The 19280-nt window shown below is 66.6% G+C and carries 15 protein-coding genes; 7 read left to right on the top strand and 8 right to left on the bottom strand.

Going from position 1 to position 19280, the window contains the following annotated elements; translation table 11 throughout:
* The 4 genes from F3J10_RS08430 to F3J10_RS08415 all read left to right on the top strand — a co-directional run.
* On the top strand, positions 1-2045 hold a 2045-nt coding region (locus tag F3J10_RS08430), incomplete at its 5' end, for a TonB-dependent receptor (protein ID WP_167241873.1).
* 13 nt (positions 2046-2058) lie between these two features.
* Positions 2059-2847 carry an ABC transporter ATP-binding protein gene (locus tag F3J10_RS08425; RefSeq protein WP_167241872.1) on the top strand — a complete coding sequence of 263 codons (789 nt, stop codon included), beginning with the start codon at positions 2059-2061 and terminating at the stop codon, positions 2845-2847.
* Between the two features lie 9 nt (positions 2848-2856).
* A complete protein-coding gene (locus tag F3J10_RS08420) occupies positions 2857-3882 on the top strand; it encodes an ABC transporter substrate-binding protein (RefSeq protein WP_167241871.1) in 1026 nt (341 codons plus the stop codon).
* A gap of 212 nt (positions 3883-4094) precedes the next feature.
* Entirely contained in the window at positions 4095-5078 is a 984-nt protein-coding gene (locus F3J10_RS08415; protein WP_167241874.1) for an iron ABC transporter permease, read from the top strand.
* A gap of 31 nt (positions 5079-5109) precedes the next feature.
* Here the strand turns inward: F3J10_RS08415 and F3J10_RS08410 are convergent, their stop codons facing one another.
* Positions 5110-5631 carry a DUF2878 domain-containing protein gene (locus F3J10_RS08410; RefSeq protein WP_167241870.1) on the bottom strand — a complete coding sequence of 174 codons (522 nt, stop codon included), beginning with the start codon at positions 5629-5631 and terminating at the stop codon, positions 5110-5112.
* Between the two features lie 145 nt (positions 5632-5776).
* Positions 5777-6658, bottom strand: coding sequence for an alpha/beta hydrolase (locus F3J10_RS08405; RefSeq protein ID WP_205200211.1), 882 nt, complete (start codon positions 6656-6658; stop codon positions 5777-5779).
* A gap of 162 nt (positions 6659-6820) precedes the next feature.
* Between F3J10_RS08405 and F3J10_RS08400 the strand changes: the two genes are divergently transcribed.
* The 3 genes from F3J10_RS08400 (at position 6821) to F3J10_RS08390 (ending at position 9892) form a co-directional block, all read left to right on the top strand.
* Entirely contained in the window at positions 6821-7075 is a 255-nt protein-coding gene (locus tag F3J10_RS08400; protein WP_167241868.1) for a hypothetical protein, read from the top strand.
* A gap of 53 nt (positions 7076-7128) precedes the next feature.
* Positions 7129-8028 (top strand): alpha/beta hydrolase, encoded by a 900-nt coding sequence (locus tag F3J10_RS08395; protein ID WP_240155484.1) that lies wholly within the window; start codon positions 7129-7131, stop codon positions 8026-8028.
* A 124-nt stretch (positions 8029-8152) separates the two neighbouring features.
* A complete protein-coding gene (locus F3J10_RS08390) occupies positions 8153-9892 on the top strand; it encodes a cation:proton antiporter (protein WP_167241866.1) in 1740 nt (579 codons plus the stop codon).
* A 120-nt stretch (positions 9893-10012) separates the two neighbouring features.
* Here F3J10_RS08390 and tssF read toward each other — a convergent pair whose 3' ends face one another.
* Genes tssF through F3J10_RS08360 form a run of 6 tightly spaced genes read right to left on the bottom strand, consistent with a single transcriptional unit; the run spans position 10013 to position 19080 of the window.
* The gene (gene tssF / locus F3J10_RS08385) at positions 10013-11899 is read right to left on the bottom strand and encodes a type VI secretion system baseplate subunit TssF (RefSeq protein WP_167241865.1); all 1887 of its coding nucleotides are present in this window, start codon (positions 11897-11899) and stop codon (positions 10013-10015) included.
* 4 nt (positions 11900-11903) lie between these two features.
* Positions 11904-12164, bottom strand: a complete 261-nt coding sequence (locus tag F3J10_RS08380) for a PAAR domain-containing protein (protein ID WP_166913011.1) — start codon at positions 12162-12164, stop codon at positions 11904-11906.
* Positions 12161-13255: a DUF6708 domain-containing protein gene (locus tag F3J10_RS08375; RefSeq protein WP_167241864.1), complete on the bottom strand. Its 1095-nt coding sequence runs from the start codon at positions 13253-13255 to the stop codon at positions 12161-12163. The genes F3J10_RS08380 and F3J10_RS08375 overlap by 4 nt, the downstream gene beginning before the upstream one ends.
* Positions 13248-15824, bottom strand: a complete 2577-nt coding sequence (locus F3J10_RS08370) for a T6SS effector BTH_I2691 family protein (RefSeq protein WP_167241863.1) — start codon at positions 15822-15824, stop codon at positions 13248-13250. The genes F3J10_RS08375 and F3J10_RS08370 overlap by 8 nt, the downstream gene beginning before the upstream one ends.
* Positions 15825-15866: 42 nt before the next feature.
* A complete protein-coding gene (locus tag F3J10_RS08365) occupies positions 15867-16610 on the bottom strand; it encodes a DUF4123 domain-containing protein (protein WP_167241862.1) in 744 nt (247 codons plus the stop codon).
* 13 nt (positions 16611-16623) lie between these two features.
* Complete coding sequence (locus F3J10_RS08360; RefSeq protein WP_167241861.1) at positions 16624-19080, bottom strand: type VI secretion system Vgr family protein; 2457 nt, start codon at positions 19078-19080, stop codon at positions 16624-16626.
* Between the last annotated feature and the right edge of the window lie 200 nt (positions 19081-19280).

Here is a 19280-nt window from a genome sequence, read left to right as displayed (position 1 = left end):
CGCTGCCGGCCATCTCGGTGGGCGCCGGGCGCGCTGCCGCCGACGCGGGCAATCTCAGCAAGCCGGCCGGTACCGGCAGCCGGCTCGGCCTGTCGAGCCTCGACACGCCGGCCAGCGTCGAGACGCTCGACGGCGAGCGGATCCGCGAGCGCGGCGACACCAGCGTGCTCGATGCCGTCACGCGCGCGACCGGCTTCGCGGCCAACGCGGCACCCGGTAACGGCGGCACCTCGGTATCGGTGCGCGGCTTCAGCGGTCCCGAATCGATCACCACGCTGTATGACGGCACGCGCATGCTGGTGGGCGCGGGCACGGTGACCTTCCCGGTCGACACCTGGTCGGTCGAGCGCATCGAGGTGCTGCGCGGGCCGGCTTCGGTGCTGTACGGCGAGGGCGGGCTGGGCGGCGTGATCAACGTGGTGCCCAAGGCGCCGCAGCGCGAGCGCGAGACCAGCTTGCTGGTGGGCGCCGGCAGCTACGGCCAGAAGCGCGTCGCGCTCGACACCACCGGCGCGCTCGGGCCGATGCTCTCGTATCGCTTCTATGTGAACGACGACCGGCAGAACGGCTGGGTGCCGCGCGGCGAGTCGCATTTGACCTCGGTGGGCGGCGCGCTGAAGCTCGACGTGAATCCCTCGCTGTCGTTCACGCTCGACTACGATTTCGCGCGGCAGAAGCCGATGACCTATTTCGGCGTGCCGGTGATCGACGGCGTGCTCAATCCCGCCATGGCGCGGCAGAACTACAACGTCGGCGACGCCTCGATCGCCTATTACGATCGCTGGGCGCGCCTGAACACCACCTGGCGCGCCGCGCCCGGCATCACGGTGCGCAACCAGTTCTACGGCATGCTGACCGATCGCCATTGGCGCGATTCGGAAAGTTATGCGCTGCAGGGCGACGGCAGCGTGCTGCGCAGCGACTACATCGAGATCCGCCATCACGAGCGGCAGGTCGGCGACCGGCTCGACACCACTTTCGACGGCCATCTGCTGGGCCGCCAGAACCGGCTGGTGGTGGGGGCCGAATTCAACGACGTGAGCTTCGTCGATACCAGCAACACGCCCTTCGACGGGCAGTCGGTGGTGCCGGCCTTCGGCTTCGATCCCGGCTCGTTCTCCAGCCCTGACGCGACCGTGCCGGTGTTCCGCACCCACACGCGCCAGGCCGGCGTGTTCGCCGAGGACCGCATCGAGCTGAGCGATCGGCTGTCGTGGATCTCGGGCCTGCGCTACGACTACATCGACTACCAGCGCGATACCTTCGCCACGCCGAGCTCGCCCGCCTCGTCGTTCAGCAAGACCTTCGCGCACACCAGTTGGCGCACCGGGCTGGTGTTCTCGCTGACGCCCGATATTTCCCTGTATGGCCAGTACACCACCGGCACCGACGGCGTGGGTTCGCTGATCACGCTGTCCAAGAGCAGCAGCGCCTTCAATCTCTCGACCGGCGATCAATGGGAAGCGGGCTTCAAGCAGGCCTTCGCGGGCGGGCGCGGCGCGTGGACGCTGGCGTTCTACCAGATCGTCAAGCGCAACCTCCTCAGCGTCGATCCGCAGAACCCCGGCCAGACCATCCAGGTCGGCAAGCAGTCCTCGCGCGGCGTCGAGTGGACCGGCGCCTTCAAGCTCGGCCACGGCATCTCGATCGACGCGAACGCGGCCTTCCTGCGCGCGCGCTACGACGACTTCAACGAATCGGTGGACGGCGTGAGCGTGTCGCGTGCCGGCAAGGTGCCGATCAACATCCCGCAGCAGACCGCCAACCTGTGGCTCGACTGGGCCTTCGCACCGGGCTGGCGCGCCGGCGCGGGGCTGCGTTATGTCGGCCGCAGCTACGGCGATACCGCCAACACGGTGTCCCTGGCTTCCTATACGCTGCTCGACGCCTCGGCCTCGTGGCGCGCCACCAAGGACCTGACCTTGTCGCTCTACCTGCACAACCTGACCAACCGCGTCTATGTCGAGACCAGCCAGAACAGCGGCAGCGAGTGGCTGCTCGGCGCGCCGCGTTCGGGCGGCGTGACGGCGACGCTGAAGTTCTGAGCCGCGCCGCGCGATGAGCCACTTCCGCATCAGCTCGCTCGACTGGTCGCCCGCCGACCGGCCGCGCGCCGCGCGCGCGCTGCTCAGCCGCGTCGCGCTGGAGGCGCGGCCCGGCGAGTTCGTCGGGCTGATCGGCCCGAACGGCAGCGGCAAGACCAGCCTGCTGCGCTGCGCGTTTCGCTATGAGCGTCCACAGGCCGGCGCGATCGAGATCGGCGGCGAGGAAGTCTGGACCTTGTCGCCGCGGCGTGCCGCGCAGCGCATCGCGGTGGTGCTGCAGGATCCGCCCGACGAGTTCGGGTTGACGGTCGGGCAGGTGGTGGCGATGGGGCGCACGCCGCACAAGCGCATGCTCGAGGGCGAGACCGCCGAGGATCTCGCGCGCATCGAGCGGGCGCTGAGCGACGTGGGCCTGGCCGGCACCGAGGCGCGCCCCTTTGCGACGCTGTCGGGCGGCGAGCGGCAGCGCGCGCTGCTGGCCCGCGCGCTGGTGCAGGCGCCCGAGCTGCTGATGCTCGACGAGCCCACCAACCATCTCGATCCACGCCACCAGATCGCCTTGCTGGCGCTGGTGAAACGGCTGCGCATCACCACGCTCGCGACCATCCACGATCTCAATCTCGCCGCCGCGTTCTGCGATCGGTTGTTCGTGCTCGCCGACGGCGAGATCGTCGCGAGCGGCACGCCCGACGAGGTGCTGACGACCGAGCTGCTGAGAGCCGTCTACGGCGTCGAGGCGATCGTCGACCGGCATCCCGGCGGCGCCTATCCGCGCATCACCCTGATCATCGACGAGGCCTGAGCGATCCGCATGAAGCCGTCCAACCCGAGCTCCCGTATTGCCTTCTTGCCGGCGCGCCGCGCGGCGGCCTTCGCCGTATGCGCCGGCGCGCTGCTGCCGGCCGCGCCCTCGCTGGCCGCCGGCCACTATCCCGTCACGGTCCATAGCTGCAATCGCTCGGTGAGCTTCGAGCGCGCGCCCGCGCGCGCCGTCAGCAACGACGTGAACCTGACCGAGATGATGCTCGCGCTGGGGCTGCGCGATCGCATGGCCGGTTATACCGGCGTGGGCGGCTGGAAGACCGCCACGCCGGCCCTGCGCGCGCAACTGGCCGGCCTGCCCGAGCTGGCGCGCCAGTATCCGGCGATGGAGACGCTGGTGGCGGCCGATGCCGATCTCTACGTGGCCGGCTGGAACTACGGCATGCGCGTGGGCGGGCCCGTCACGCCCGATACGCTGGCGCGCTTCGGCATCGCCGCCTACGAGCTGACGGAATCCTGCTCGCACGTGATGCCGCGCCCGCCGGCCTCGTTCGACGATGTCTATGCGGACCTGCGCAACCTCGGCGCGATCTTCGACGTGGCGCCGCGCGCCGACGCGCTGATCGCGGCGATGCGCGCGCGGGTCGAGGCGGTGCGGCGCGCGCTCGGGCCGAAGCGGGTGCCGGTGCGCACCTTCGTCTACGACAGCGGCGGCGACAAGCCGTTTACCGCGGGCCGTTATGCGATGCCGGATGCGCTGATCCGCGCGGCGGGCGGTGTCAACGTGATGGGCGATCTCGCGCAGAGCTGGGCGGCGGTCGGCTGGGAGAGCGTGGTGGCGCGCGATCCGCAGGCGATCGTGATCGTTGACTACGGCGCCGAGACAGCCGCGCAGAAGATCCGCTACCTGAGCACCAATCCCGCGCTGGCGGGGCTCGCCGCGGTGCGCGAGCGGCGTTTCATCGTGATTCCCTACGACGAGGCGACGCCGGGCGTGCGCAATGCCGAGGCGGTGGAGGCGATTGCGCGCGGGCTGCATCCCGCGGCGTTTGCTGCAGGCGAGGGCGGGAAGTGAGCGCGAGGCGGGGCGTTGGGGATGCGGCGGGCGAGTCGGGGAGGGTGGATTCGGGCTCGGTTTTGAGCGCGGGTTCGGATTGCGCTGCTGACTCTGCTTTGGGCTCGGCTTCAGGCTCGGAGGCGGTGACGGTTGCCGCCGCCCCGGTCGCCCCGACTTCCCATGCCACGCGATCGGCATCGCGGCCCGCCAACCGACGCGCACGCCGCGCGATCTGGCTCGGTGCCGTGCTGCTGCTCGCCTCGATGCTGGTCGCCACCGGTCTCGGCCCGGTGGCCATCGCGCCGGGCACGGTGGCGCGCGTGCTGTTCGCGCATCTCGGCGGGCACGCGGCGCCGCGCGTGGCGCCCGGCATCGACACCATCGTCTGGCTGATCCGCCTGCCGCGCGTGCTGCTCGGCGCGCTGGTCGGCGCCACCCTGGCGATGGTCGGCGTGGCCCTGCAGGCGGCCACCGGCAATCGCATGGTCGACCCGCACCTGCTCGGCGTCAGCTCGGGCGCCTCGCTCGGCGCGGTGGCGGCCACCGTCTGGTTCGGCGCCGCCTTCGGCTGGCTGACGCTGTCGGCATTCGCCTTCGCCGGCGCGCTCGGCGCCACCGCGCTGGTGATCCTGCTCGGCGTGCGCGCGGGGCGGCTCGATTCCTCGCGGCTGTTGCTGTCGGGCGTGGCCGTCTCGTTCGCGATGATGGCGCTGGCCAACCTGCTGATCTACCTCGGCGATCCGCGCGCGGCGCAGTCGGTGCTGTTCTGGATGCTCGGCGGGCTGGGGCTGGCGCGCTGGTCCCTGCTGCCGGTGCCGGCGCTGTGCCTGGCCGTCGGCGGCCTGCTGCTGATGGGGCGCCGCCGCGAGCTCAATGCGCTGACCAGCGGCGACGTGGCCGCCGCCGCGCTGGGCGTGGACGTCTCGGCGCGGCGCCGCGAACTGTTCGTGGTCTGCTCGCTGCTGACGGCGGCGGCGGTGGCCGTCAGCGGCGCGATCGGCTTCGTCGGGCTGGTGGTGCCGCACGTCTGCCGGCGGCTGTTCGGCGCCGAGCATGGCGCCCTGCTGCCGATGGCGGCGCTCGGCGGCGCGCTGGCCCTGGTCTGGGCCGACGTGCTGGCGCGCATCCTGATCGCGCCCGACGACCTGCCGATCGGCGTGATCACCGCCCTGATCGGCGGGGTCATGCTGGTGGGGCTGGTGCGGCGCGGCTAGCGGAACGCCTCGAGGCCGGTGCCGAGGATGCTCACTGCTCCTCGCCGGCTTGCCTTGGCAAGGGCGCCATGCCGTCGCGATACCGAGCCACCTGCACCGCGGCCGGCAGAAGCACGGCCCAGCCCGCGGCCAAGGCGGCGAAGGCCGCCGCGGGAGGCGCGAAGCTTACCGCGCCGAGCGCCGCGCCCGCGCGAAACGACAGCGGCCCGGCGAGCGCGCCCAGCATCGCCGCGAGCCAGGGCCGGCCGCGCAGCCGGACGAAGACGACATTGAGCTGGATCGCGAAGATCGCCCAGAGCGCGACGATCCAGGCCGGCGCGCCCAGGGAGCCGGCCGGATGACCCGGATAGACGAGCCAGCCGGTTCCGGCCAGGACGCTGTCCCAGCACCAGCCGAGCAGGGTCACCGCGAGGATCGAGCTGGCTTCCACCGATGGCCGGGCGGCGCGTGACAGGTGCCAGCTCGCCATGCCGGCGGCGCAGAGCCAGCCGGGCACCGGATCGGCGTGCGCGCCCCCATGCACGGCCGCCAGCCAGGCTGTCTGGCCCACCACCCAATAGAGCGCGACGGGATGCGCGACGGGGCGAGGAGGCTTGCGCGATGCGGCCAGGATCGACGTCGGGCGATGCTCTCGGCGGCGTGACAGCCGACAGGCGACGAAGTGACGGCGCAGGCATCGGGCCGCCCGACCGTCCGTATCAGTGCGCATCGACGAAGTCCGTGACGTCGTCGAGCACCGGGCCGACCGGGATCAGGCGCTTCAGGGCGATCAGGGGCGTGGCCAGGCTGCCCACCATCATTTCGTGCGTCAGCCTCGGGTAGCGGCGCACCTGGACCGCATCGCCGTGCGCGCGCAGGCGTGCAGCCATCCGCTCGGTGTTGCCCGGATCGACGATATCGTCGCGCATGCCCACGCCGAGCAGGATGGGAGGTTCACCGCCCCGGACGAAATCGATGGGCTGGCTCGCGGTGCGCTGCGAGGCCGGAAAAATGCGCTCCAGCGTGCTGTCCCGCAAGGGCAGGAAATCGTATGGGCCGGCCAAGCCGATCACGCCGGCCAGGGCATGCGACGGCAAGCCGGCGCGGGCCAGCCATGACCGATCGGTCGCCAGCAGCAGCGCGATCTGCGCGCCGGCCGAATGGCCTGCCAGAAACAGGCGATCCGGATCGGCGCCGTAGACCGCCGCGTGGTCCCTGGCCCAGCGCACGGCCGCGGCGGCATCCTCCACGAAGCCGGGAAACGTGACCTGGGGGAATACGCGATAGTCGGGAATGGCCACCACCATGCCGCGCGAGGACAGCGCTTCGCCGACGAAGCGGTAATCGGCGCGCAGGCCGCCTTGCCAACTGCCGCCGTAGAAGAACACGACCATCGGGCGCCGCGCCGTCGGGCTCGCGGTCGGCACGTATATGTCGATGCCCTGTCGCGGGTCGGCTCCGTAGGCGAGCTGGGAGAATCGGGCATGGCCGGTGCGCGGCACCATCGCGTTGAGCCAGGCCAGTGGGTGGAGGTATGCCCAGCCGAGGCCGGTTGCCAGGATGCCGGCACCGGCCAACAGGCGCAGGGACTGTTTTCTCATGCACGGTTCCGTCTTGATGAAAGTGGCCGGGAGCGCGTGATCGGGCGCGACATTGCCTTGAATACGGCCAGGCCGGCATCGCGGATGCATCCGGCGTGGAACCTCGGCCGTATTGTCCAGGCTTGCCCAGCCGTTTCGGCCAGGCGCAAACAGGAGCCGAACATGAAGATCCGGATGACGATCGCCGCAATCGCGATGGGGGCGGCGTGCATTACCGCAAGCCAGGCTGGACAGGGGGCAGGCAACGCGCACGGCGCGGCGACCGCCGGCATGACCTACCACGGGGACCCCGTGTCCGGCCCCACCAGCCCCTTGCCGCCGAAGTCGAAGATGGCGTATTCGACACAAGGCGCGGCGGGTCGCGCCGAGCACGATCCGGCGGCATCCACGGCCGCCGCTACACCGAAGGGCCAGTGATGGCGGCCTCGGGGCGCGATCGGCGCGGGTCGACGCGCCTCGCGGCGATGCGCATGGCCGCGTGCCTGCTCGGCTGGACGGTTCTGCTGCCGGGCATGGCCGCCACCGCGTGCGCGCAGCCGATCACGCTCGCCGCGTACCTGGCGATACGCGGGCCGGCCGCGGACCTGGTGTTCCACTATGGCCCCGCACCCTCGCAGGTCGTCGAGTTGTTCAGGCCGGCCGGTCGCGGTCCGTTTCCCGTGGCGATCCTGATTCACGGCGGCTGCTGGCAAAGGCGCTACGGCGGCCTGCCGCAATTCCGCGCGATCGGCGCCCGCCTGGCGGCGCAGGGCATCGCGGCCTGGAATGTCGAGTACCGGCGGCTGGACGAACCGGGGGGCGGCTATCCCGGCACGTATCAGGACGTGGGGACGGCCATCGACTGGCTGGCGTCGCGCGCGACCGCGCTTCGTCTCGATACGCGCCGCGTCGTGGCGGTCGGTCATTCGGCCGGCGCGCAACTGGCGCTGTGGGCCGCCGCGCGAGCACGGCTGCCGCGAGCCAGCGTGTTGTCCGTCGCGCATGCCATGGCGATTCCCGATGTCGTGAGCCTCGGCGGCCTGCCGGACCTGGAACACGATGCGCAAGCCATCCGCCAGGCGTGCGGCGTGGACGTCGCCGCGTTGACGGGCTTGCCGGACGACAATCGCCCCGACGTTTTCCTGGACACCTCGGCCGCGTCCATGCTGCCGAATGGCACCTCGGTCATCGCCATCACGGGCGAGCTCGATGCGGTGGCGCCCCCCGGGCTGGCGGCTCGATACGTCGATCGGGTGCGAGCCGCCGGCGACCCGGCCCGCGCCGTGGTGGTGCCCGGTGCAGGCCACCTGGACGAAGCCGTGCTCGATTCCCCGGTCTGGCCGATTCTCGAGGCCGCGATCCGCGAAGTCCTGCACCTGCCTGCGCGCTAGCGCCGAGCCAGGCACGCGCGGCCGCCGACTTGACCCCGCTTTTTTTCGCGACGGCTCCCCCATTCGAGGCGATGTTCCCTTATCCTGATAAGCTTTCGAAATCTTTACATCGTATGGAGGGCGGATGCCGCATGACGTCAGTCTGATCGCTTTGCTTGCAGCCGGTTTCGGCCTCGCGATGGTGTTCGGCTATCTCGCTTCGCTGCTGAAGATGCCGCCGCTGGTCGGTTACCTGCTGGCCGGCATCGTGATCGGCCCCGGCACGCCCGGTTTCGTCGCCGATCTCGCGCTCGCGCAGCAATTGGCCGAGATCGGGGTGATGCTGCTGATGTTCGGCGTCGGCCTGCATTTCTCGCTGGGCGACCTGCTCGCGGTGCGCAAGATCGCGCTGCCCGGGGCGATCGTGCAGATCGCGGTGGCCACCGTGCTGGGCGGCGGCCTGGCGCTGGCCTGGGGCTGGAACATCGGCGCGGCGCTGGTGTTCGGCCTGGCGCTGTCGGTGGCGAGCACGGTGGTGCTGCTGCGCGCGCTGGAAGGGCGCGGGCTGGTGGAATCGGTCAACGGGCGTATCGCGGTGGGCTGGCTGGTGGTCGAGGACCTGGTGATGGTGCTCGTGCTGGTGCTGCTGCCGCCGCTGGCGGCGTTGCTCGGCGGCTCGCCCGAGGGCCATGGCGCCGCGCCGGACGGCAACCTGTGGGGCACGCTCGGCATCACCTTCCTTAAGGTGTCCGCCTTCATCGCGCTGATGCTGGTGGTCGGCAAGCGGGTGTTCCCGCGCATCCTCTGGCTGGTGGCGCGCACCGGCTCGCGCGAGCTGTTCACGCTGTGCATGATCGCCGCCGCGGTGGGCGTGGCTTTCGGCGCGGCCAAGCTGTTCGACGTGTCGTTCGCGCTGGGCGCCTTCTTCGCCGGCATGATGATGCGCGAATCCGAGTTCAGCCGGCGCGCCGCCGACGAGACCCTGCCGCTGCGCGACGCCTTCTCGGTGCTGTTCTTCATCTCGGTGGGCATGCTGTTCGATCCGCGCATCCTGATCGAGCAGCCGCTGCACGTGCTGGAGGTCGCGCTGATCGTGGTGATCGGCAAGACGCTGGCGGCCGTGGCGCTGGTGCTGGCCTTCCGCTATCCGCTCAATACCGCGCTGACGGTCGGTGCCGGCCTCGCGCAGATCGGCGAGTTCTCCTTCATCCTGGCCGGGCTGGGCCGTTCGCTCGGGCTGCTGTCGGCCGAGGGGCAGAGCCTGATCCTGGCCGTCGCGCTGATCTCGATCGCCATGAACACCTTCCTGTTCGCCGCGATCGAGCCGGCCCTGGTGTGGATCCGCAAGCATTCGGCCTTTGCGCGCCGCCTCGAGTCGCGCGACGACCCGCTCGCCGCGCTGCCGATGTCGACGCCGCAGACGCATCTGACCGGGCAGGTCGTGATCGTCGGTTATGGCCGGGTCGGCACGCGCATCGCGGTGGCGCTCGACGAGCGGCGGATTCCCTACGTGGTGGTGGAGCAGAACCGCGAGACGGTCGAGAAGCTGCGCGAGAACGGCGTGGCCGCCGTGAGCGGCGACGCGATCGAGCCGATCGTGCTGGTGCAGGCGCATATCGCGCGGGCCGGCATGCTGGTGGTGACGCTGCCCGATACCTTCGACGTGCGGCAGATCGTGGAGATCTCGCGCACGCTCAATCCCGGTATCGAGATCGCGCTATGCACCAACAGCGGCGACGAGGCGGCCCTGCTGACCAGCGAGGGCGTTGGCACGGTGTTCATCAGCGAGACCGAGCTCGCGCGCGGGATGACCGAGCATGTGCTCGCCAGGATGGGGGCAACCCAGCCGGCGGCGGCATCGGCATCGACATCGGCATCGCATTGAACGCGGCGCGCCCCGGGCGCGTGCGCGGATGACGGGTAATGAGAGGGTGGGGGGTACTTGAGGCGCCGGCGGAATCGCGGCGCCATTTTTTTTGCGCCGGCGAGTCTGGCGGGCGTGGCGTCAGAGCAGCGGCTGGCTGCCTTGCAGCGCTTCGCCGCGGATCAGTTCCTTCCCGGTTTCGGCGGCATGAACCACGAGCTGCACGTAGCTGCCGGCCGGAGCGTAGAGCGCGAAGAATCGCGCGAGCAGCCGCGTGAAGACGACGAGGCTGGTGCCGCGCAATGCCGTCTCGTCGAGCGCGAGCCCGATCTCGATGCCGCGCACGAGCGATGCGCTTTGTCGGGCGAGCGACAGGCATCGCGAGGCTGGCTTGTGATCCAGGTTCGCGATCGCCTCGATGCAGCGCTGCGCGAAGGCATTCGAGCGGGAGGCGTGCAGCTTCAGGAGCGCCTTCAGCGCGGGCAGGCCGTCGCGAGTCAGGTCGATCGGATGCGGCGACAGGGCGGACAGCAGCTGCCATGGGGCGTCGTCTTCACGCGGCAAGGCAGATGGCGGCGTGGGGCGCGTGATCAGCCGGATCGGGCAGCCCAGCGGCTCGTCCTCGAGCCGCAGGTCTCCCGAGGCTTTGTCGATCGGGATTCGCGAGGGCAAGTCGTGATTGGTGGCGGTCGTCACCACGTCGACCTGCCGGAGCTTCGGATGCGCGGGATGGCCGTCGAGATCCACCAGCGACAGCATCGTTACCGGAAAGTCGGCTCGCCCGGGGGCGTGCGCGCGAAACGCGATCCAGTAGACGTGGGAGGGATCGGGTTCCCGGCCATGGCTGAATGCCTGGTAGGGCGCGGCCGGGGTGAGAACTCGCGGCGGGTCGTCCGCCGCTGCTGTTTTCGGCTTTGCGTTCTCGTTGATGGTGGGCTCGCCGAGATGGACGGTATCGATCGAGTACACGGCCAGCGGTGCGCGTTTTTCCAGCGGAACGGGCGTGACGGGATAGGCGAGATCTTGTTGCAGGGTGATCGGTATCGCCGGCCGCTTGAACAGGTTGACGAGCGGCGTGCAGAACAGCTCGAAGGTGTCGACGTCCAGCGAGGCGAGCGCTTGCGCGGCCGGCGACTCGGCGGGCGTTTCGCGCAGCACGACGTGCAAGCTCAGCAATCGCGCTTCGGGTGCCTTCGCGGCGCGGCTGACGTAGCCGAGGTCGAGATCGACGAAGTCGAACAGCTCGGGGAACGCGAAATATTCCAGCAGGTAGCGAAGTGCCTTGGCGCTGCCGGCATGCGTCTCGCCGGGCGGCAGCAGGCGCTCGGTGTCGCCGAATCCCACGCAGGAGAAGGGGACCTTCGATAGCGAGGTCCATTTGCGGCCTTGATCCACTTCGACATAGGCCTTGGTTGCGTGCAGCAACAAGGCATCGAGCGTCGCGGCAAGCAAGGGACGCTCGCCGCGGAGGTGGATGCGGACCGGATCGTGGAAGATGGCGCTGGCGAGCGGGCCGGCCGCCGAGCCGAAGGTGATCGAGACGATGCCGGTGGCCTTGGCTGGCAGGACCACGGACGTCGGCGCGTGGGTGGCAGGCGTGTATCGAGCGTCCCGGATTTGCAGGGGCGTGAGCGTGACATCGTAGATCGACCTGAATCTGACCGGCGCATCGGACATGTTCAGCATCGCGCCATGCCTGACGATTCGCGGCTCGCTCAATTGTCCGACCATGGCACGCGGGTCGAAGCGGGCGATCGCGCAGGATGGCACCGAACGCAGGTGGTGTGGATGGACAAGGCTGAGGAGGGCCTCGGTGAATTCCGGGTAGTGGTCCGCCAGCTTCGAATCGAGACGAGCGGCAAGCAGTGAAAACTTCTGGATCAAGCGCTCAAGGTAGGGATCGTCGGTATGCCCGCCGTGAATGCCGAGGCGCGTCGCGATTTTCGGGTAACGGTTTGCGAAGTCCGTCAATGCTCGAGCGAGCAGGGCCCGCTCGTGTTCGAAGTGCGGCAGCAGGTGATGGTCCATTCGGCTAGGCGAGCGAGGAGATCAGGCGGGCACCGCATTCGGTCGGGTCGTTGTCGAACGCGACGGCGATGCCGTGATGCCGGCGAGTGCTGTTTTCCGGCAGGATCCGGAACTGTCCGTGGCAGATCGGGCATTCGGTGAGATCGTTCGCCAGCGCGACGGGAAGGCCCAAGACGCGCAGGTCCCTGCGGGCGGTGATGACTTGGCCGCCGTGGGTGGTTCGGTCGTGCAGGCGGATGACGCCTCGTCCGTTTTCGTCTTTCATGGTCGACCTCGTGCGGTTCGGCGGGCTGCGGCGGCGGGGTTTTCGAGCCAGGCCGCGGCGTTTTTTTGCTCGTCCATTTCGCCCTTCCAGTCCTTGACGGGGGCTTGGGGGTTATCGGGGTATTCGCCGCGTTGTTGGGCGAGGATGGTGTCGCCCCAGCCGACGGGGGTGCCGGGGCGGGGTTCGGCATAAGGGTCGTCGGGGGCGATCTGCGAGATGCGTTCGATTGATTCGGGCCAGATGGGATCGCGGCAGGTCGCGTTGGCGAGCACGCGCATGACCGTGAACACGAGGATGAGCGGCATCATCAGCAGCCGGACGATGGCTGGGGCGCGCAAGCCGAAGCTGTAGAGCGAGAACAGGAAGGCTTCGCGCAGTGTTTCTTGTTGGGTGTGGAACAACATGGGCTTGGGTAGATCGCCAGGGCCGTCGTTCATGTAGGCGCACCAGTAGTTCCATTGGGCGAGAGCCATCCCGATTTGACCGTAGCCCGTCCACTCGCGGCCGATCGAGAATACGCGTGCGACGTTGCCGTTGTCGTCGAGCGTGTAGTGTCGGATGTGGAAAATGGTGCCGAACGAGGTGTGTTCCCGGTGTAGGCAAAAGATTGATTCGGTGGACCATGGGGCTTCCCAGACGATGTCGCCTTCATCCGGCTTGGCGAAATATCGCCGAGATCGGATTGCATAGAGCCTGTTAAGGCTGCGATGAAAGCGGATCGGTTGATGGCGTAAGCCGTAAAATAATCCTCGGCCAAATTTCCAGGTGATTCCACCGAAAATAAAAATAAAAGTAAGCGCCATAAGGTGGGTTATTAATCTTTCTGAGAGTGGGTCGCTGCCAAGGTAGGCATAGCTGTATATATATGGACCGTTTAGGGCGGCGGCGAAGGAGATGGTGATTCCGAAAATAAACCATTGTTTTTCCAAAAACGATGGCTCGATTGCATCCATGAAGATGGAGTTGATGCGGAAGATTGTCCCGAAATCTTGTAGATTTGGTCCAGTGGATTGATCGATTTCTAAACGATGTGCCGCATCCCATTCGGGTATCGGCTTGCCGATGCATTTCTTCATTGCGAGCTCATGCATGCTGGTCTCCTATTGAGAAGTTGAATGCTTTTATTTCTTCCTCGAGCGATCGGTAATGCTCTCCTTTGCTGAGCTTGCAATGAGATATCCAATTTTTAATGGCCTTGGATTTGTTGTGGGAGATGATGATTCCGGTGATGATGGACGCAACCAGGATGGGCCAGAAAAACGGAAGGCTAATGGCCGGCGCGATCGCGATGTATGCTCCAAAAATTCCGCTGAGATTGTAGAGAATCCAAAGGCTGGTATCGTTATTGCTTTTTGCGCCAGGTGCGTTTATGAAGATGTCAAAACCGGCTAAAATAAGCCCTGCGATGGCTGCTAGTCGCTGTCCGAGGTTGATCCCGGCTCCGGCCAATTCACTAGCCCCCGCCCACTGCTTCATAATGAACGTCGATAACGGATGTGCAGGCGCTTTTATAATCGTTATCGAAGCCGTTTCGATAACCGTTCCAAGAATCGACACAACAGCGGCGGCAAGCTTCAATTCCGCTTCGTCGTGATTGAACTGATCACGCCCCTCCCATTCCTTGGTCGCGAAGCGCAGCGTCGCAAGCTGGAAAATCACCGTCACGATGCCGAGATTGAAATCCGTGGACGACCCCAGCCACCTCTTCGTCGCATCCACCCCAGGCACCCTGATCGCCTTGATCGCGCCGGCCTCGAGTTTCCCGTTCTTCACCAACGCATCGACGTCCATCTCGTAGGCGACGATATTCATATCCGTCGCAGGCGCCGTTCTCAGAGCCTGCTTGCCGATTTGCGTGGCGGCTGCCCTTTGGCTGGTCCGATCGCCATCGAGCTTCACCCCCAGCGTCTTGACCTGTTCCAGCGTCCAATCACGTATCGCGAGCTTGCTGGCTGCCGATCGCTTGATCCGAACACCCGCTTGCATCGCCAGGCGGATCGTGATGAAACCCACCGCGGAACTACGCGCCGCTTTCGTCAATACGTCCACGACCTGATTGGCCGTCGTGATCACGAGCCTGTCACGCAAGTTGTCGGCGTGGCTCAGGTCCTTGATCTGATCGAAGGCCAGCTTGTAGATATTCAGAAAGTTTTCGTACGGAATATCCGAGGCATGGACATGCGCGTCCGCCGCCTTCATCAACTGCTCATGATTGAACATCAGGGCCCGCGCATACAGATTCCTGATATCCGAAGCCTGGCCGTTCAACCAGTCGTCGAGCACCTTCTTGCAGGCTTCGGTACCTGCGGCGGCGCCGATCGCCTGTGCGCAGGATTCGCTGTAGGCATAACCGCTGCGCAAGTTCTTCACGTCATGGTTGCCTGCCATCCATTCGGCCAGCAGCAGCGATTTCAGCCAATCGGCATGAGCCTGCACGAGGGCTTTCCATGTCGGCCTGAACGCATCGAGCGCTTGCTGGTATTCCCGCGGGAAGCGCTTCAGGGCCTCTGAATCGATCACGCTGACTCGCTTGCCGTCCGCGCCAACCCTGGTCGAAGCCTCCTCCCAAGCTTCGTTGGCCGCGTCCTCCTGGGTTGCGGGAATATCGCTCGCTTTCTTCGTTTCCTCTTTCACGGCCTTCTCGAGGCTTCCTGTCTTGATCCACCGACGCAGCACATGAAAAGCTCCCATTGCATCCGCCGATACGGGACGTCCGATGTTCGTGTTGACGGCGTTGGCCTCCGCGATCGCTTTTGACACGCCATACGTCAAGCCGGCCGTAGCTCGCGCATTGGCGCGGATGCCGGCTTCCGCGCGCTCCAGCAGCCGTGCCGAGATGGATTTCCAATAAATCTGTTCGTCGAAGCCGTTATGCAGGCTGGGAACCGTCAATTCCGCGAGATCGTTGGTGATGCCGACCGGATCATTGACCGCGATCATGAAACCTTTCTTGTTCGGCGATTCCGCCATCGCGTCGCCGATACGTTTGGCCACCTGGCTGCGGCGCGCGAGCGTCTCGTACTTGACAGGCTGATTGCTGAAGGCGAAAGCCTCGGTCATCGCCTGGTCGTCCATCGCGAAATGCGCGATCTGCCGGTGCGACGCCTGGAACTCGCCCGTGTCATCCGCATTGCCGGCGAGCATGGCCGGGATATCGATGCATTGCATGTGCTGCATGCGCCACGCCTCGCTCTCGATCTTCTTGAAGACGAGCTCTCGCGTCCAACGCACGTTGGACCAGCCGATCCAGAGCTTGGTCGCTTCGTCGCTGCCGGGGGTATGCAGCACATCCACGCAGCGGCCATACGATTCATAAGCCGTGTCGCTCGCCGGGCAAGCCTGTTCAATGAAGCGCTCGGGAGCATCGCCGGCCGGCGGCGCGATGCCGGGAGGGAAACGCCAGAGCATGCCGTTTTCGATCACCATGTAGGCACGCAGAAGCTTGCGTTTCTCGTCGTAGGTGTAGAGATAGCCGGCGCGCAATGCACGCAAGGTGTACTTGGCTGTGGAAACGGATTGCGGCGCGCGCTCGTCGATTCGGAAATGTCCGGCCAAGGCCGGCGCTTTGGAGGCGCCGCGCGGGCATGCGATCGCATAACGAACGGGGTAGATCAGAAGCGACTGTCGGTCGCACAGCGGGCAGCCGCTAAGCGTGGGCATGGAAATGGTCCTCGGGCGTGGTTTCGAAAGGCATGGCAGGACTCAAGCGAGCTTGAAATCGTGTGGCAGGCGCTGAAGCGCGAACGTCACGAACTCGTGTGACGCGACGAGCCCTTGATTCAGCGCTTCTTGAAAAAGCTCATCCACGATGGCAGGCAAGCGAGCGGCCTGAGCACTGCCCAGGCCGGCGAGCCGATAGCAGACTTCATCGGCCATTTCGCTGCGATCGATACGAGGCCACTGATCCGGCCGGGGCCAGCCGCCTGGGCTGTCGACGGATTCATGAACGAACTGGCCGGCCTCGACGCGCCAGCCATGGCCTGCCCATGGAAACGTCCACGATTTCACCGGCCCGAGTAGCGCCCGTCGTTGTGCCGGGTCGAGTATCGCGAGCGCCAGGCTGAACACACGCGGATCGTGGAAGCGCCAGAAAACGGATTGGCCGCCGATGCCCGGCCCGACGAGGTGATGCGCGATATGTCCGGCGATCACGTCGACAGACGCTTCGCTGTCGAGCCACGCGCAGATTGCGGGCGGCTGGTCGGCATGGAGCCGCCCAAGCAGGTAGCGACCCGCCAGCGTCCGGACCTCGTCGTTCAATGTGGCGAGATCCACCAGCTTCGGCATCCACTCTTCGCGGTGAGCCAGGATGCGTGGCGTGCAGGCATGTCCGTCGAGTGCGGCGATGTCCGGCGCATGGCCGCAGGTGCTGGGGTCGATCAACAGAAACCCGCGCGTGGGCCCGTTCGCGAGATCGCTTACCGGCTGCATGAGAGGAGGGTTCATATCCATGCTCCCATCAAGTCAGCACGATGGAGGACGAGCCTGCGCGACCTGCGTCAACGGCGAGATGCGCGCACAGGTCCTTGCCGGGAAACCGCGCCGGGATGTTTTGCCCGGCGGCCGTATCGTGGCTCCCTGCGTGGATCAGGTTCTCGCCGGCCGTATAACCGACAATCCCCTTCGCGCTGACTTCCAGCTGGCTACCTCCCGCCGTCAAGCGAATGCCCTGCTTCGCGGTGAGGGTGATCCAGTCCGTCGTGCTGACGATCGCGACCAGCTTCCTGGCCAGCAACTCGAGATCGTCGTTCTGCGCCTCGATCCGTACCTGGCCGCTGGCGGCGACCAGCCTCATGCCCATGCGATGAACGAACATCGAGAACCTGTCCGAAACACTCGCCAGGAGCGATTTGCCGGCGGCAACGGCCATCGTGTCGCCGGCCGTTATCGCCACGTGCCGACCCGCCGCGACATGAGCCGTCCCCGGCGTGGTGACGGCGATGCCGGCGGCGCCCGCCAGCAGCAACTGTGCGTCGTCCAGTTCGGGAAAGTCGCCGTTGCCGGGCGATCCCGCGCCACGAATGCCCTGCACCTGCGACTCGAGCGCATCGGCCACCTTCGCCTGATCGGCATCGCCGTCCTGCGCCTCGTGCTGCCTCGCGAGCCCGCCCAATCGACCCTGTAGCGTCCGCGCCTTCGTCAAGCGTGAAGCCGGCTCGCTGACGTCGGACAGGTGCCCTTGCGCTTGCGGCCGCATCTCCGTGCTGATCAGCATGCCCTTGCCGCTGCGGATCGCGCCCACTTCGTCGGTGCGCAGCTCGAACCCTTCGCCGCGGGCGTCCTGCCGCCCATGCCAGTCCTCGATCCGCGTGAGCTTGCCGAGCGACAACTGGCTGGCGGCATGGTCGGAGCGAAGCTGCGCCTGAAGCGCCTGGGCGGTATCGTCGAAAACCAGGTGATTGCTGCGGCCCATCGAGGCATTGCCGTCGGCGCCATCGAGTTCGCGGCTGCGAATACCCATCAGCGCCTGCTGTTCCGGCAGCTTCCAGGCGGGCGGATTGTGCGCATTCATCACGCGCCCGGTGACGATCGGGTGATCCGGGTTGCCGTCCAGCCATTGCACGATCACCTCGGAGCCGATGCGCGGCAGGGCCGCGAGCCCCTGGGCACCGCCCGCCCAGGCGCTGGCCACGCGCACCCAGGCCGTGTATTTGCCTTCGCGATCCCAATGAAAGCGGATCAGCACGCGCCCGTGCTCGTCCGTATGAATGCTGGTGCCGGATGGACCGACGACGGTGGCGGTCTGCGGCGCGAGGATCCGGGTATCGACGCTGTTGAAGCCGCGCCCCGGCCGCCACGGCGTGGTCTTGCTCACGCAGATGAATTCGTTGCGATATTCCGCGGGTTGGCCGGTGCCTTGCAGGTAGTTGTTGGTCGCGAGGTGTCGCACCGACACGATCAGGTATTCGTCGTCCTGACGATGGCGGCTCAGTGCCAGGCCATGGTGGTCGGTCAGCTGGAACCAGCGGCCCGGCATCACGAAGCGGTTGTTGCCGCTAGCCTCGACGCGCTGGATGGTCGCGCCGATTTCCTCGATCCGACGATTCACGAGCTGATAGCCGTGCTCCATGTTGCGATAGCCATGCGCGCCCGCGTATTCGTTCCATTCGAGGATGGGCAGGGCGGCATCCGTCTGCAGGCTGGTCCGGACGTGGGCGGGAATCGGGGATTTGAAGTCGAAGCGGGACAGTTCCGCGTGCGTGGAGGTGGTTTGCTGGAATGGCGACCAGCTCAGGATGCTGTCTGCTTCCTGCGCGCCCATGCCGCTGTGAAGGCGGATCTCGTGGGTATCGCCGTCGATCGGCGGCGCGGGGCTGCCCGGGTCGGCGACGATCAGCCTATGCCCGTTCTCGCGGTGCTCGTACCAGTAGCGCAACCCCGCCTGTTCCCAGCGCCGATGCACGTAGTTGTGATCGTGTTCGCCGAACTGGCAGGCCATCTTCACCGGCGGATCGTCCTCGCCGACATGCCAGGCCCAATCGGGCAGGGTGCCGTAATCGTGGAATACGGCTTCGGTTTGCGCCTGCAGGTTGCGGTCGAGAAACAGACGGTTGTGCCGGCCGTATCGCAGGTAGCGCAGCCACGGCCCGATCACCGCTTCGTAGCAGGCACAGGCGCCGTCGCTGCCGAGTTGCCGGAACGAAAAGACATAACCGTTGAAATAACGCTGGCTGCCGTCGCCGCGCAGCAGGCTGAGCGTGAGCTTCCTGCCGATGAAATCCCGGGCGGGCAGTGCGGCATGATCGGAAAGGATTTCGATCGTGAATTGAAAATCGCGCGATAACGATTCCGTGCCGTCGATGCGATTCGCCAGCAGAAGCGGATAAGGCGCTTCGCCGTCGAATTCGAATCGCAACAGACGATTATGCTGGAAATCGAGCGCCAGTCTTGTCAGGTCGTGCTTGGAATTCGACATAAGGATAATGGCCTGTCCCTCGAGCCGGAGCTTCGATAAACGCTACGGCAGCGTCATGAGCTTGATGTGCGAGGGAATATAGCCATGGCGAGCAGGCAATGCCATGCGGCCGATCGTATCGATCGGATATCGAAATGTCAGAAAATGTCCGGATTTATCAGGAGGCGAGAATCGCCGATATATGAATAATCAGAATGCGG

The organism is Burkholderia sp. Cy-637 (genome assembly GCF_011753175.1).
GTDB classification, from domain to species: Bacteria; Pseudomonadota; Gammaproteobacteria; order Burkholderiales; family Burkholderiaceae; genus Burkholderia; species Burkholderia gladioli.
This window is presented reverse-complemented; position numbering and strand designations above follow the sequence as displayed.